The 14,393-nt window shown below is 33.6% G+C and carries 14 protein-coding genes; 12 read left to right on the top strand and 2 right to left on the bottom strand.

Translation table 11 applies throughout. From position 1 onward, the window contains the following. Window positions 1–391 precede the first annotated feature (391 nt). Window positions 392–973: a Crp/Fnr family transcriptional regulator gene (locus APR43_RS24165; RefSeq protein WP_053472331.1), complete on the bottom strand. Its 582-nt coding sequence runs from the start codon at window positions 971–973 to the stop codon at window positions 392–394. Window positions 974–1,275: 302 nt separating this feature from the next. Here APR43_RS24165 and APR43_RS24160 point away from each other — a divergent pair, with 302 nt between their 5' ends. The 4 genes from APR43_RS24160 to APR43_RS24145 all read left to right on the top strand — a co-directional run bounded on the left by APR43_RS24160 (window position 1,276) and on the right by APR43_RS24145 (window position 5,084). Then, window positions 1,276–1,716: a GlcG/HbpS family heme-binding protein gene (locus APR43_RS24160; protein WP_088636445.1), complete on the top strand. Its 441-nt coding sequence runs from the start codon at window positions 1,276–1,278 to the stop codon at window positions 1,714–1,716. A gap of 210 nt (window positions 1,717–1,926) precedes the next feature. Then, a complete protein-coding gene (mgrA, locus tag APR43_RS24155; protein WP_053472333.1) occupies window positions 1,927–2,922 on the top strand; it encodes an L-glyceraldehyde 3-phosphate reductase in 996 nt (331 codons plus the stop codon). Window positions 2,923–2,949: 27 nt separating this feature from the next. Continuing rightward, a complete protein-coding gene (locus tag APR43_RS24150) occupies window positions 2,950–4,413 on the top strand; it encodes a glycoside hydrolase family 30 protein (protein ID WP_053472334.1) in 1,464 nt (487 codons plus the stop codon). Window positions 4,414–4,430: 17 nt separating this feature from the next. Further along, window positions 4,431–5,084 (top strand): delta endotoxin C-terminal domain-containing protein, encoded by a 654-nt coding sequence (locus tag APR43_RS24145; RefSeq protein WP_053472446.1) that lies wholly within the window; start codon window positions 4,431–4,433, stop codon window positions 5,082–5,084. A 67-nt stretch (window positions 5,085–5,151) separates the two neighbouring features. Here APR43_RS24145 and APR43_RS24140 read toward each other — a convergent pair whose 3' ends face one another. Next, window positions 5,152–6,177: a hypothetical protein gene (locus APR43_RS24140; RefSeq protein ID WP_053472335.1), complete on the bottom strand. Its 1,026-nt coding sequence runs from the start codon at window positions 6,175–6,177 to the stop codon at window positions 5,152–5,154. Between the two features lie 197 nt (window positions 6,178–6,374). On the opposite strand from APR43_RS24140, the gene APR43_RS24135 reads away from it, so the two are divergent. The 8 genes from APR43_RS24135 (at window position 6,375) to APR43_RS24100 (ending at window position 14,006) form a co-directional block, all read left to right on the top strand. Next, window positions 6,375–6,890, top strand: a complete 516-nt coding sequence (locus tag APR43_RS24135) for an RNA polymerase sigma factor (RefSeq protein WP_053472336.1) — start codon at window positions 6,375–6,377, stop codon at window positions 6,888–6,890. Window positions 6,891–6,939: 49 nt separating this feature from the next. Beyond that, window positions 6,940–7,839, top strand: a complete 900-nt coding sequence (locus tag APR43_RS24130) for a FecR family protein (protein WP_053472337.1) — start codon at window positions 6,940–6,942, stop codon at window positions 7,837–7,839. A 27-nt stretch (window positions 7,840–7,866) separates the two neighbouring features. Further along, complete coding sequence (locus APR43_RS24125) at window positions 7,867–10,371, top strand: carboxypeptidase-like regulatory domain-containing protein (protein ID WP_240514993.1); 2,505 nt, start codon at window positions 7,867–7,869, stop codon at window positions 10,369–10,371. A gap of 328 nt (window positions 10,372–10,699) precedes the next feature. Next, on the top strand, window positions 10,700–11,617 hold the full coding sequence (locus APR43_RS24120) for a hypothetical protein (protein WP_053472339.1): 918 nt from the start codon (window positions 10,700–10,702) through the stop codon (window positions 11,615–11,617). Between the two features lie 229 nt (window positions 11,618–11,846). Next, a complete protein-coding gene (locus APR43_RS24115; RefSeq protein ID WP_053472340.1) occupies window positions 11,847–12,242 on the top strand; it encodes an OB-fold protein in 396 nt (131 codons plus the stop codon). 2 nt (window positions 12,243–12,244) lie between these two features. Continuing rightward, window positions 12,245–13,087: a DUF5777 family beta-barrel protein gene (locus APR43_RS24110; protein WP_053472447.1), complete on the top strand. Its 843-nt coding sequence runs from the start codon at window positions 12,245–12,247 to the stop codon at window positions 13,085–13,087. 11 nt (window positions 13,088–13,098) lie between these two features. Further along, window positions 13,099–13,449, top strand: coding sequence for a hypothetical protein (locus tag APR43_RS24105; protein ID WP_053472341.1), 351 nt, complete (start codon window positions 13,099–13,101; stop codon window positions 13,447–13,449). An 11-nt stretch (window positions 13,450–13,460) separates the two neighbouring features. Beyond that, on the top strand, window positions 13,461–14,006 hold the full coding sequence (locus tag APR43_RS24100; protein ID WP_053472342.1) for a YceI family protein: 546 nt from the start codon (window positions 13,461–13,463) through the stop codon (window positions 14,004–14,006). The last annotated feature ends 387 nt before the right edge of the window (window positions 14,007–14,393 follow it).

The following is a 14,393-nucleotide window of genomic DNA, read 5'->3' as shown; positions in this document are numbered from 1 at the left end:
GTAGGAACGTTTGATATGCCAGATTATAAAAAACGATATCAAAATCAAACGTTCCTACGGAACGTAAACAATAATAACAATATAATTTTTCTACCGACGAGATGTTCCTACGGAACAGAGAAAACTTGTTACTTTTTGATATTCAATTATCATTCCGTTAGGAATGTTTCATCGGTAGAAAAAAAATAACGATTCACCGCATTTTACGTTCCGTAGGAACGTTTGATATATTAGATTATTAAAACGATGTCAAAATCAAACATTCCTACGGAACGTAAACGATGATAATAATATAATTTTTCTACCGACGAGATGTTCCTACGGAACAAAATTTAAAAAGGGCTGTTTCGATTTTGAGACAGCCCTTTTTTATTGTTTTTCAAATTTAAATTCACCCATTCTTCAAATGCTTCGCACGCAATCTGCTTAAAAATTCAGGCGTAATTCCTAAATAAGAAGCGATATATTGCTGCGAAACCCTTTGCGAAATTGTTGGATAACGCGTAACAAACTCAATATACTGATCCATTGCCGTTGAAGAAACGGTTTTAAACAATCTCTTTTGCAATTTCGATAAATGCCTTTGAATCATCAATCGGAACATTCTTTCTAACTGCGGAACTTCGTTAATTAAATTTTCTTTAGACTGACGGGTTAAAACCAATAATTCGCAATCTTCAAGCGTTTCAATATACATATCACTCGGAATCTGGTCTTCAAAACTGGTAATATCACTTACCCACCAATCTTCGGTTGCAAATTGCAGCGTTAATTCAATTCCTGCATCATCAATAAAATATTCGCGAATACAGCCTTTATTAATATAAGCTTCAAAATTGCATACTTCGCCAGCCTGCAGTAAGATTGTTTTTTTCGGAACCAGCCTCAATTCCAGACTGTTTTCAAAAATTTTAATTTCTTTTTCAGAAAGACGGACAGACCTTGAAAGATATTCTCGTATTTTTTGAAACATTGTTTTACTGATTTACAAGATGTAAATATAAGATGATTTATTTAACTCATTGAATGTAATAATTTAAACACATAGAAACATAGGTTTTGTTATTGTTAAAGGCGTTTCACTTTCATTAACAAACATAGTCTATGTGTAAATGATGTGTCATTTATTTTAATCTTTTTCAACTTGAATATGAAATCTATGTTTCTATGTGTTTAATAAAAATTTTATTTATTATAATTTCTTGATCTAGTTTAAGAAATTAGGAAACAAAATATTTCATCTTTGAAATCCCTAGCATTTTATAAATCAAAATAATGAATGATCAAATTCTACACTTAAGAATTGCTTTAGCTTTGTTGGCTATTGAAGATCTGATCCCCAGCTACATGGACGTTCAGGAAGACAAAGTAATTTCAAACGGAAATGTAGCCGTATGTATTATTGACGAAGAAGGAACCGTTTATGGTCGTATGTACGGAAATGATAAAGCCAGAAAAAGACAATCGTATAAAATTGCGTGGACAAAAGCAAGTCAGGTTTGGCTTACCGGAGTAAAAACAGGAGATTATGAAAAATTGGTTTTTAATAATATTGTAGATGAAAACGCTAACGGAATTGAAGCTCCAGATCTTATTGGCTGGCAGGGCGGACAACCTTTAACTTTATCTGACGGAACAAAACTTTCTGTTGGTTTTAGCGGCTTTAGAGGCGTTAGTGATTTAGAAATTGTAATAAAAGCATTCAAAAAAATATAATAACCAGCTCGTTTATCTGTAACATTTTTTTAAACACATAGAAACATAGATTTATAGTATTTAAATAAAAAGATTAAAATAAATGACACATCATTTAAACATAGCCAGTGCTTGTTACTGCAAGTGAAACGTCTTTTTTAGATTTATAAAAACTATGTTTCTATGTGTTTAATTAAATTGCACCACAGAACAAAAAATTAAAATAAAAACATGAGTTACACACCTGATTCAAACCGATATCAAAAAATGGAATACCGCCGCAGCGGTAAAAGCGGATTAATGCTTCCTGCCCTTTCTCTTGGGTTGTGGCACAACTTTGGCGCGATTGACAATATCGAAAACGCCCGTAAAATATTGCATACTGCATTTGATAATGGTATAAGTCACTTTGATTTGGCCAATAATTATGGTCCGCCGGCGGGATCTGCAGAGCAGACTTTTGGTCAATTATTTAAAGAAGATTTCAAACCTTTCCGTGATGAACTTGTGATTTCTACCAAAGCTGGATGGCCTATGTGGGATGGCCCTTACGGCGATTGGGGATCAAAAAAACATTTAGTTGCGAGTTTAGATCAGAGTCTTTCCCGCCTCGGATTAGATTATGTTGATATTTTTTATCATCACAGACCAGATCCAAATACGCCATTAGAAGAAACTATGGCAGCACTTGACTTAATTGTACGTCAGGGAAAAGCACTTTATGTGGGAATTTCGAGCTACAGCCCGGAAGAAACTCAAAATGCAATTAAAATTTTGAAAGAATTAGGTACACCTTGCTTAATTCATCAGCCTAAATATTCAATGCTGGAACGCACTATTGAACACGGTTTACTGGATGTTCTGGAAACTAACGGAGTTGGCGGAATCGCTTTTTCTCCTTTGGCACAAGGACTTCTTACCAATAAATATTTAAACGGAATTCCGGAAAATTCAAGAGCAAACGCACATCGCGGAAACGGAGCAATTGAAGAAGATGCAATTACGCCGGAAAATATTGCAAAAGTTCGTCTGCTAAATGAAATGGCATTAGAACGCGGGCAAAGTCTGGCACAAATGGCTTTGTCATGGGTTTTAAAAGATAACAGAATTAGTTCAGTTATCATTGGCGCAAGCAAACTGGAGCAGGTTTTAGACTCTGTTGGATGTCTTAAAAACACAGCTTTTTCTGCTGATGAACTTCAGAAAATTGATAACATTCTAGCATAAAACGACACTAACTATTTAACCATAATTATGAAAACATACCAAATAAATGCATGCCTGACCATCATGTTATCTGGTTTTCTGGCGGCAAGTTTAACGGCGCAGAAAAAGCAGACTAAAGCTGTCGATTATAAAAGTGTAACAGTTTTTGTAACGGCAAAAAACACCGAAAATAAATTAACAAAAACCGAAACTTTATCGTTTTTTGATAAACCTCAGCCAACAGAAAAAGAAACTTCTGTTTTTGTTGATCCTTCAAAAACCTATCAAACTCTGCTTGGAATTGGCGGTGCACTTACTGACGCTTCCGCAGAAGTTTTTTACGCACTTCCAAAAGATAAACAAGAAGAAATCCTGACAGCTTATTACGATAAAGACAAAGGAATTGGTTATACTCTGGCACGTACGAATATGCAAAGCTGTGATTTCTCCAGTGATATTTACAGTTATATTGCGGAAGGTGACAAAGATTTAAAAACCTTTGATATCAGCCACGACAGGAAATACAGAATTCCGTTAATTAAAGAAGCGATTGCAAAAGCCGGAGGAAAATTAACTTTATACGCTTCGCCTTGGAGTCCGCCGGCGTGGATGAAAACCAATAATAATGTTTTGCAGGGCGGAACTTTAAAACCGGAATATCACCAAAGCTGGGCTAACTTTTTTGTAAAATTTATTAATGAATACGAAAAAGAAGGAATTCCTATTTGGGGTTATACCGTTCAAAATGAGCCAATGGCGGTTCAAAAATGGGAATCGTGCATTTTTACTGCGGAGGAAGAACGTGATTTTATCAAAAACTTTCTTGGGCCAACGATGCAAAAAGCCGGATTGTCTAAAAAGAAACTGATTATGTGGGATCACAATCGTGATTTAATGTATCAGCGTGTAAGCACGGTTTTAGAAGATAAAGATGCTGCAAAATATGTTTGGGGAGTTGGATATCACTGGTACGAAGACTGGATGAAAAACGGAATGAACTTTGAAGGCGAACGCCGCGTTGCAGAAGCTTTTCCAGACAAACCGCTTATTCTTACGGAAGGCTGTGCGGCAGATTTTGATCAAAAATTACTAACAGAATGGAGTTACGGTGAAAAATACGGAATGTCGATGATTAACGATTTCAATATTGGAACGGTTGCCTGGACAGACTGGAATATTTTACTGGATGAAAGAGGCGGACCAAATCACGTTCAAAACTTCTGCATGTCTCCTATTCACGCTGATTTAAAAACCGGAAAACTGATTTACACGAACGGATATTATTATTTAGGACATTTTTCTAAATTCATTAAACCGGGTGCAAAACGTGTGGCTTGTAATTCGAGCAGTAATAAATTGTTGTCGACCGCTTTTGTAAATCAGGATAATAATCTTGAAGTTGTCGTAATGAACCAAACTGATAATGACGTAGAATATTTTCTATGGATAAAAGGAAAAGCTTCAAAAATTACGAGTTTGGCACATTCTATCGCAACTTTAGAAATACGTTAATGCTAAAATTGACTACTATGAAAAAAGTATTATTATTTCTGAATGCTTTCGTTTTGATGAATGGTATTTCGACGTTTGCACAAACATCGGCTGAAAAGCCAAAATCTTTTAAAACACAGCAAATTCCAGGAAAAATAGAATGCGAATTTTATGATTTAGGAGGCGAAGATGTTGCGTATCACGATACGGATGAGGTTAATAACGGAAGCGGAAAACTGAATCCCGTAAACGGAAATCCGTTAAACGAGTTCCGATTAAAAGAAGGTGTTGATATTTCGTATACCAAAACAGACAGCATTGACGATACGCCTTATACCAAAGTTCCAATTAAGATGAAACAGCTTTACGTAGGCTGGACGCAGCCAACAGAATGGATTAATTATACGGTTGAGGTTAAAAAATCCGGCACTTATAAAATTGGTGTTTTATATACGGCAAACGGCGATGGAACAATTTCTATTGCTGTAAACGGAAAAGATGCTACCGGAAATATGAAAATTATTTCAACGTACGATGATAAAGATCCTGTTGCCTGGAGACAATGGCATCATTGGAACAGTTCTGAAAATATTGGTACAATTAAATTAGAAAAAGGAAAGCAATTACTCACTTTACATATCGTAGAAAACGGTAATATGAATTTAGATTATTTGACCTTTACGCCCAATTAATAATGATTTATGATTAGTTAACTTGATTTGGCCGCATGATTCAAACCAAATTGTGCGGTCATTTTTTTTATAACTTTTCGAAGTAAAGATAATTGGTACTGCTGCTTACATCGCGCAATCTAATCTGCGAATTATTAAATTCAAACAATTTCCAGCTGTTGTTCAATTTACTTAATAACGCGGAACTGAAAGTCAGTTTTAATTCCCTAACATTATTTTGTACGCTGCTTTCCCATTGGCCTGTTTCTGAAGTTCCGCCTTTTGTAGCCACTACAGAGTTATCACTTTTAAACACAAATGAATAACCGCTGTAAGAGGAAGTTTTTTCAGAATCATCAAAATAATACGGAATATCCCAGGAACCTTTTGTAATTACTTCATTCAAATCAAGGGTTACAATATTGTTTTCAGGACAATAATCAATCGCATATTTTATAGCATTTTCGAAATCTAAATTATTATTAATAGTTTTCGTTTGACCATGATAATCAACTATCGAAATTGGATATTTTAAAGAAATATACTGACTCGGATTCAAATTTTTAATAAAATTAAAAAAAGCCTGATCGCTTATAATCGATTGGGAACTTCCTATTTGATTAGCGCTGTTATAAATATTTATTGTTATAGGATAATTGATATTCAGTCCGTTAATTTTAGATAAAAGATCAGGATATTGATTCCAGTAATCAATTAAAGAATCAAAATCAGCTTCATTTGGAATCAGTTTTTGGATGTAATTATAATAAACCATCGTTACCGGAAAATCTATTTTTACAATATCGTCATCATAATTATTTGCATTGATATTGTCTATTACTTTTTGATAATCGGCAGTAGTATTAACGGCAATTTGAGTATTATTTACGGTAACCGTGTAAGGTAGTTTTATAGTACAATAAGTAGAACCGTCAATTACATTATCCTGCACGGTTGGGACCATGGCAACCCTTTGCAGATAAGACGTAAGCGGAGAAGCATTTGTAATTGTTCCTTGCCCACTATCACCCTGATCGTCAGGCGATTCATTTTGACAAGATAACAAAAACAGGAAAACTGCTGCTAGTGATAAATATTTTTTAAAAGGGAACATATTTATATTTTTACAAAGGTAATAAAATTTAAGAAACTGCTTTTTAATAAATTCTCGATCAAGGAGTTTGAATTGTTTTTTCATTTTTAATTATCATACGAAATTTCATTTCATACTACTATAAAACAATCTGCATTGCTTTTACCCTACTTAAAGTAAAAACAAATACTTTTGCATCATACCAATCACAAATATAAATGCCAACTAAGAACCAATCAGATACTTGCGATGAAATAATTTTTTCGTCTTTTTTCAAAAGTCATGTAAAAGCACTTCGAAATTTTCTTTTTTACAAATTTGGCAATATCAATCAGGCAGAAGATGTGGCGCAGGAAGCATTTGTAAAACTTTGGCAAAATTGTGCATCTGTACCGCTGGAAAAAGCAAAATCTTACGTATATACAATTGCCAACAACAGCAGTCTCAACGAAATTGCACACCAAAAAGTGGTTTTGAAATACGAAAAAAACTTCACGGGTTTAGACAAAACAAATGAAAGTCCCGAATATATTCTGGAAGAAAAACAATTTCAGGCCAAACTTTTAAAAGCCATAGAAAATTTAAACGAAAAGCAGCGTGAAGCTTTTTTAATGCATAGAATTGACGGAAAAAAATACAGCGAAATTGCCTTAGAATTAAATATCAGCGTAAAGGCAGTAGAAAAGCGCATTCATCTCGCTTTATTAAGCCTGCGTAAAGAAATTGATTTATAAAAGTAGGGTAAATTTAGTTTTAATTGTTTTAATAATATAGTACAGTACAATGAAAAAAGATCGCTTATTAGCAAAATGGCTCAACGATGATTTATCTCCGGATGAATTGGCTGAATTTGAAGCAAGTCCCGATTTTGAAAAATACCGAAAAATTAAAGATTATACAGCTCATTTAGAGGTAGGTGATTTGGATGAAAATGCGATGCTGTCGAACATTTTGAGTCAGAAAAAAGCGACTCCAAAAGTAGTTCCACTATACAAAAAATGGGCGTTTAGAGCGGCGGCCATATTTGTTCTGGCACTTGGGATTACGTTTGCAATGAAGGTTTTAGTACCGCAGACAGAAACAGCAGATTTTGGAAAAAAGACCACTTTTTCATTACCTGATAATTCTGAAGTGGTATTAAATTCCGGTTCTGAAATAAATTATAAAAAATGGAACTGGGACAACAACAGACATTTAGACTTAAAAGGAGAAGCTTATTTTAGAGTAGCCAAAGGCCGAAAATTTGAAGTACAGACCAATTTAGGAAAAGTAACGGTTTTAGGAACTCAGTTTAATGTGAAAGCCAGAAAAAACAGGTTTGATGTAGTTTGTTATGAAGGGCGCGTAAAAGTAAATTATGCCAATACTCAAATTTTATTAACTCACGGACAAAGTGTTAGTTTTGAAAACGGAAAACAAATTAAGACGGTTGTAAGTTTAACGCAGCCAGAATGGATTGGCAATGAAATCGCTTTTTATAAAGAAAATATCAGAAGCATTCTTGACGAAGTTGAAAGACAATATGACATTACAATTGAATTAAATACAAAAGATACAACATCATTATTTACAGGGAAATTACCTGCTAACGATTTAAACACAGCCTTGCAGATTATTAGTACAACTTATCATTTAGAAGCTAAAAAAGCTTCAGAAAATAAAATAATTTTTGACGAAAAATAAATGTTGCTCCCCAAACAATTTCATTTTTTGTTTCTTCTGTTTTTACTTGTCCTGAATGCTTTTGCTCAGGACAAAGGAAAACTTATGCCTTTTAAAAAAATCATACTTGAAATTGAACAGCAGCATCAGATCAGTTTTAATTATACCGAAAATAATATTGCCGGACTGGAATTAATTCCGCCAAAAAAATCACTTTCTTTAGTCGAAAAGCTGGAATATCTGGCTCAAAAAACCCATTTATCTTTTGAAAACATCGACAACAAATTCATTAATATTTATAAAAAAGAGAATCAGGAACCGCTAATCTGCGGTTATGTTTTTTCTAATACAGATAAAAAACCTATTGAAAATGCCAATATTAACCTATCTAACAAAACTCAGGTTTCAACAGATGCAAACGGTTATTTTGAATTTAAAAAAGAAGACAAAAACACATTCTTAATCAGTCACATAGGATTTTTAACTAAAAAAATAACCGCTGGCAATACCGATTCTAAAGATTGTCTACAACTATTTTTAGAACCGGAAATTATGCAGCTTCAGGAAATTAAAGCGAATGCAATTCTGGCTTCGGGGATTTCAAAAAACAAAGACGGATCGTTTGAAATTAAACCCAAGAAATTTGGGATTCTTCCCGGACTTATTGAGCCCGATGCTTTGCAGACCATGCAGCAAATTCCGGGTGTAAACAGTATCGACGAAAGCGTTTCCAGCATTAACGTTCGCGGCGGCACACACGACCAGAATTTGTTTTTGTGGAATGGTATACGAATGTTTCAAACGGGACATTTTTTTGGTTTAATATCGGCATTCAATCCTAATTTGGCACATACAATTTCTATTTACAAAAATGGAAGTTCTGCTTTTTACGGAGAAAGTGTTTCCAGCGTTGTAGCGATTTCATCTACTCCGGAAACAGCTGAAAAAAACTCGTTTAGCGCAGGATTAAATATGATTAATGCTGATGTTTACGGGAAATACAATATTTCGCCAAAGGGTTATATTGAGATTTCGGCACGTAAATCAATTACTGATTTTGTTGAAACGCCTACTTACAAAGAGTATTTCAATAAAGTATTTCAAAACACAACGATCACTGATTTTTCAGATAAACAAAATGTCGATTATCACAGCGACAAAAAATTTGGTTTTTATGATGCGACGCTAAAATATGCTCAAAAAATAGGACTTAAAGATCAAATCGTTTTAGACCTTATTACGATTAAAGATAATCTGGAAGTTTTTCAAAGCGCAAAAGTTTACGACATAAACAGTTCTGAAAACAATATTTTACGTCAGCAAAATTATGGAGGAAATTTGTCGTGGAAACGAAACTGGAATAGCTTTAATACGACTAAAATTAATATTTACAATTCTGCTTACGAGCTTCGCGCGAATCAATCTACCAGCGAAGGTCAAATTGTAATTCAGGAAAATACGGTGAACAATAACGGAATTAATTTAGAGAACAATCATATCCTTAATTCTAAATTTACCATAAACGATGGGTATCAGTTTAATGAAATTGGTGTTACTAATTTAGAGCAGGTTACAAATCCGGATTTCTACCGTAAAGTAAAAGACGTTTTAAGAACTCACGCTTTAATTGCAGAAGTAAAATACAACGATACGATTTCGAGAATCTATTTTAAGGCCGGAAGCCGAATTAATTATATCGAAAAGTTCAAAAAATATATTATCGAACCGCGTGTGCAGTTTAGCTACGGCATTAGTAAAAGTTTAAATGCAGAATTGCTGGGTGAACTAAAAAGTCAAAATTCTCAACAGATTATTGATTTGCAAAAGGATTATTTCGGAATTGAAAAAAGACGCTGGATTATCTCTAACAACTCCACAATTCCTATTCAAAAAAGCAGGCAGCTGTCTTTAAATTTATCTTATATAAAAAATGACTGGCTTTTTGATATCGAAAATTTTTATAAAAAAGTAATCGGAATTACAACTTCCAGTCAGGGATTTCAAAACCAGCTAGAGTTTGTTAAAACTACGGGAGATTATGAGGTTTGGGGAACCGAAATGCTGATTCAAAAAAAAATGAACCACTTTTTGACTTGGTTAAGTTATACTTATAATCATAATAATTATCATTTTTCTAATTACGAATACCCAATTTTCCCTAACAATTTTGAGGTAATGCACACAGCATCGTGGGCAGGTATTTATGAGAAAAACAATTTTAAAATTGCTCTGGGCACAAAATGGACTTCGGGCAGACCTAAAACTTCTCCTGATAATACACAAATCGATCCTTCAAATCCTACTTTAATTTATCGTAAGCCAAACAGTGATAATCTGCATATATTTTCGCAGGTAAACTTTTCTTCAACCTATAAATGGGAAACAGCTAACGGCATTCAATACAAATTAGGGATCTCTATTTTAAATATTTTAAACAGAAGAAACGAAATCAGCGAATATTACAGAGTAAGTTCGTTGACAAATTCTATCGAAGAAGTCGAGACTTTTTCACTGCAAAGAACTCCAAACGTGAGCTTTAGGGTTTCCTACTAATTTTCTTCAAGTCGGGATTTAAAAAATCCTACATTAATTTTTCATTTTTTTTTACAAAAACTTCAATTCTTTGGTAGGGTAATCTACATCAAGGCTGTTTTACTATTGAACCCTATCAAAAAAATAAAAATGACCGCCTTACAAAACTTCAAAAAATACCACGAAGGCTATTTTATTTATGACTCTTCGTAGCATAAACTAAAACAGGAAACAAAATGCTCATTAAAGCACGATTTCCTGATGTAGAATTTTAAAACAAAACACTTTACGATTTTCTGTAAAGTTTCAATTCCCTTATCAATATCAAAATAACTTAAATTAAAAAACGATGAAATTAAAACAACTTAAATTCGCTGCGGCCCTTGTAATTACAACATTCTTTTTAAGCTGCAGTAGTGACAGTGGAGATAGTGGAGACAATGGTGGAAATAATAACCCGCCAACTCCAGAAGTTAAAAAAGAGGTCAGCCTTGCTACAAGCACTACATTAGGTTCTTACCTTGTAGATAAAGACGGAAGATCTTTATATTTTTTCTCAACAGATTCAAAAGGACAAGTATCTTGTACTGGTGACTGTGAAAAAGTTTGGCCTCCATTTTATTTAGATAATTTAACTGCAGATAAATTGGGTGCAGGATTATCATTATCAGATTTTGGAACTGTTACTGTTGGCACAAAAAAACAAGTTACTTACAAAGGATGGCCTTTATACTATTACTCCCCAAGTTCTGGAGATGATGGATATGGAAATGTAACTAATACTCCTGAAGCTGCTGGAAAAACAGGCGGGGACGGAATTGGCGGTATTTGGTTTATAGCAAAACCAGATTATTCTATCATGATTGTTCGAAGCCAGCTTGTGGGGCATGACGGTAAAAACTACAAATCAGATTATACTGTTGGAGACGGTGCTACAACGTACTTTACAGATGCTAAAGGTATTACGCTGTACACTTTTAAAAACGATAAATTCAACAAAAACAACTACACAAAAGAAGATTTTTCTAACAATGCAGTTTGGCCAATATATGAGACAGACAAAATTGTAGTTCCTTCTACTCTTGATAAAACTAAATTCTCAGTTATTACTGTATTTGGTAAATCACAATTGGTTTACAACGGATGGCCTTTATACTATTTTGGACAAGATGCAAACGTGAGAGGCGCTAACAAAGGAATTAGTTTCCCTGCTCCTGGTATTTGGCCGGTTCCTGTAAAAGATATTGCTGCTGCGGTTGCGCCATAATAATTTACTTACTAAGTGTAAATTAATTTAAACACATAGGGACATAGATTTTAGATTCTTAAAAAGGCGTTTCACTTATTTTAAATTCACAAAGCTTACTATGTGAAAGAAACGGGTTTCTTTTTTGTATCCTTTTTAAGTATAAAATCTATGTTACTATGTGTTAAATAAAAAATCAATACATAATAAATTCTGGTAAACTGCTGTAAAATTTAAATCCCAAATTGACATGAACAAACGAAAAATCACGATTTTAATCGTACTGCTTTTGGTAAGTTTTGGTCCTTACTATATCTACCAAAACATTATTTACAAAGATGCCAGAGACATCAATAATGAAAAATCAATACTTACCATTTCTGCTAAAAACTTAGAAAACCACTATGCAAAAAACGCTTTGCAGGCAGATTCAAAATACTTAAATAAAACAATTGAAATTGAAGGAACAGCCACAGAAGTTACTGATTCTTCAATGGTAATTGACGGAAAAGTATTTTGTAAAATGAATGAAATAGTAAAAACGAACTTCACCAATAAACCAATCAATATAAAAGGAAGATGTATAGGTTTTGATGATTTATTTGGAGTTGTAAAATTGGATCAATGCAGTATACAACAAAACTAAATATGAAAAAAATATTCTTAATAGCCAGCTTTTTAATCTGCTTATGTGCAAATGCCCAAGAAGATTTACTTTCCAGTCTGGACTCAACACAAGTAGTTGATAAAAACGCAACTGCCACTTTTAAAGGTCTGCAGATTATAACATTGCAGTCGACAAAAATGGCGGCCAAAAAAGAGCTTTATATTGTTATATCGCATCGATTTGGTTCTGTAAAAGGCGGAATCTCTGAGTTTTTTGGTTTTGATGATGCCACGACAAAAATTGGCGGAATTTATGGTGTAACCGATTGGCTTTCTGTAAGTGCGTCACGTCATACACTTTTGAAAATTTACGAAACATCGGTTAAATATCGATTAGCGAGACAAAACGACGAATTCCCGTTTGACATTGTGGGTTACAATACAATTGATATTAACAGCGGATTAAAAAAAGACGATTATCCTAAAATTGAATTCTCTGACCGATTAACTTATATTAATCAACTTTTGATTTCCAGAAAATTCTCTGATAAATTATCTTTAGAATTAGCGCCTTCATTTATCCATAAAAATCTATATAATCCGGATAATGAAAACGATAATCAATTTACTTTAAGTGCGGGCGGAAGATTAAAATTAACCAAAAGACTTTCTTTAAATCTTGAATATGGTGAAAATTTCAACAAACCTGATTTTTATAATAATCCATTATCTGTTGGTTTGGACATTGAAACCGGCGGTCATATTTTTCAATTAATTTTCACGAATTCACAATCTATGACCGAAAGCGGCTATTTGACCAATGCAACCGGTGATTGGGGAAAAGGCGATTTTTTCTTTGGATTTAATTTATATAGAGTTTTTTAAAAGTATACAATATGAAAAAATTTATCTTCTTATCTGGCATTATATTATCCTTATACAGCTGCGAATCTACTACTTATGAAAGTCTGGAAGAACCAGAAGTTATAACAGGCCCGGTTACCTACAACGCCAATGTGAAATCTATCATTGATGCTAACTGTATTGCCTGCCATAATTCTGAGTCCCAGCTTATCCCTTTAGAAACGTATGCTCAGGTGAAAGACGCCACTTTAAATACGAATTTGATAGACCGAATTCAGCGTCAAAACGGAACTCCGGGACAAATGCCAAAAGCAGGAAGAATGTCTCAGGATAAAATCAATACAATTCTACAATGGAGTACGGACGGATTATTAGAAAATTAAATCGATAGAAAATGAAAAAACGAATTGTACTGCTATTTTTATTGGCTGGAATATTTCATGTTTCGGCACAAAAATATACGACAAAAACAGGAAACTTAAAGTTTGAAGCTTCTGTTGATTCTTTTGAAGAAGTGGCGGCAGAAAACAAAAACACATCGGCCATTTTAGATTCAGGAACGGGAGATATTGCGGTGTTAATACTTATGAAAGGATTTCGGTTTAAAGTGGCCTTAATGGAAGAGCATTTTAATGAAAATTACGTAGAATCGGATAAATTTCCTAAAGCTTCATTTAAAGGAAAAATTGAAGATTTTGATGCATCTAAACTTTCGGCGACAGCCAAAACAGTAAAGATTTCGGGAGATTTAACGCTGCACGGAAAAACAAAAAAAGTAACGACAAATGCCAAAATTTCAAAGTCTGATGACAAGATTACCGTAACAGGAAATTTTGAAGTAAAAGCAGAAGATTTTGATATTCAAATTCCAAAACTGGTTTCTAAAAAAGTGGCGGATAAAATAAAAGTCAATTTTAACCTGCCGCTTACAAAAATGTAATACTTTTTTTAGTTCATGGTTGTTAGTTATGGGGCTGTCTCAAAAGTCAGCCCTTTATCTACAATTTATTATATCCAGTTATCATTCCATAGGAATGTTTCGTAGGTAGAGAAAAATAAAGATCAGCAACATTTGCGTTCCATAGGAACGTTTGACAGATCAGATTATTAAAAAACAATATCGAAATCAAACGTTCCTACGGAACGTAGTCCATTAAAACAATATAATTTTTCTACCGATGAAATGTTCTTACAGAACAAATAAACATGTAACATAAAAAGAGGCTGTCTCAACTTTTGAGACAGCCTCTTTTTATGTTAGATTATTAAAAAATGATGCTAATTCAAACGTTCCTACGGAACGCAAGCCATGATAACGATATAATCT

This window comes from Flavobacterium sp. NLM (assembly GCF_002210235.1).
Lineage (GTDB): Bacteria > Bacteroidota > Bacteroidia > Flavobacteriales > Flavobacteriaceae > Flavobacterium > Flavobacterium panici.
The sequence above is the reverse complement of the archived record's forward strand: the minus strand, read 5'-3'. Positions and strand labels throughout refer to the sequence as shown.

Coding starts and splice junctions, on each gene's coding strand:
- APR43_RS24150 (WP_053472334.1), top strand. CDS start 2,950: ATGAAAACATACCAAATAAATGCATGCCTGACCATCATGTTATCTGGT.
- APR43_RS24110 (WP_053472447.1), top strand. CDS start 12,245: ATGAAAAAAATATTCTTAATAGCCAGCTTTTTAATCTGCTTATGTGCA.
- APR43_RS24135 (WP_053472336.1), top strand. CDS start 6,375: ATGCCAACTAAGAACCAATCAGATACTTGCGATGAAATAATTTTTTCG.
- APR43_RS24160 (WP_088636445.1), top strand. CDS start 1,276: ATGAATGATCAAATTCTACACTTAAGAATTGCTTTAGCTTTGTTGGCT.
- mgrA (WP_053472333.1), top strand. CDS start 1,927: ATGAGTTACACACCTGATTCAAACCGATATCAAAAAATGGAATACCGC.
- APR43_RS24120 (WP_053472339.1), top strand. CDS start 10,700: ATGAAATTAAAACAACTTAAATTCGCTGCGGCCCTTGTAATTACAACA.
- APR43_RS24140 (WP_053472335.1), bottom strand. CDS start 6,177: ATGTTCCCTTTTAAAAAATATTTATCACTAGCAGCAGTTTTCCTGTTT.
- APR43_RS24165 (WP_053472331.1), bottom strand. CDS start 973: ATGTTTCAAAAAATACGAGAATATCTTTCAAGGTCTGTCCGTCTTTCT.
- APR43_RS24100 (WP_053472342.1), top strand. CDS start 13,461: ATGAAAAAACGAATTGTACTGCTATTTTTATTGGCTGGAATATTTCAT.
- APR43_RS24145 (WP_053472446.1), top strand. CDS start 4,431: ATGAAAAAAGTATTATTATTTCTGAATGCTTTCGTTTTGATGAATGGT.
- APR43_RS24105 (WP_053472341.1), top strand. CDS start 13,099: ATGAAAAAATTTATCTTCTTATCTGGCATTATATTATCCTTATACAGC.
- APR43_RS24130 (WP_053472337.1), top strand. CDS start 6,940: ATGAAAAAAGATCGCTTATTAGCAAAATGGCTCAACGATGATTTATCT.
- APR43_RS24115 (WP_053472340.1), top strand. CDS start 11,847: ATGAACAAACGAAAAATCACGATTTTAATCGTACTGCTTTTGGTAAGT.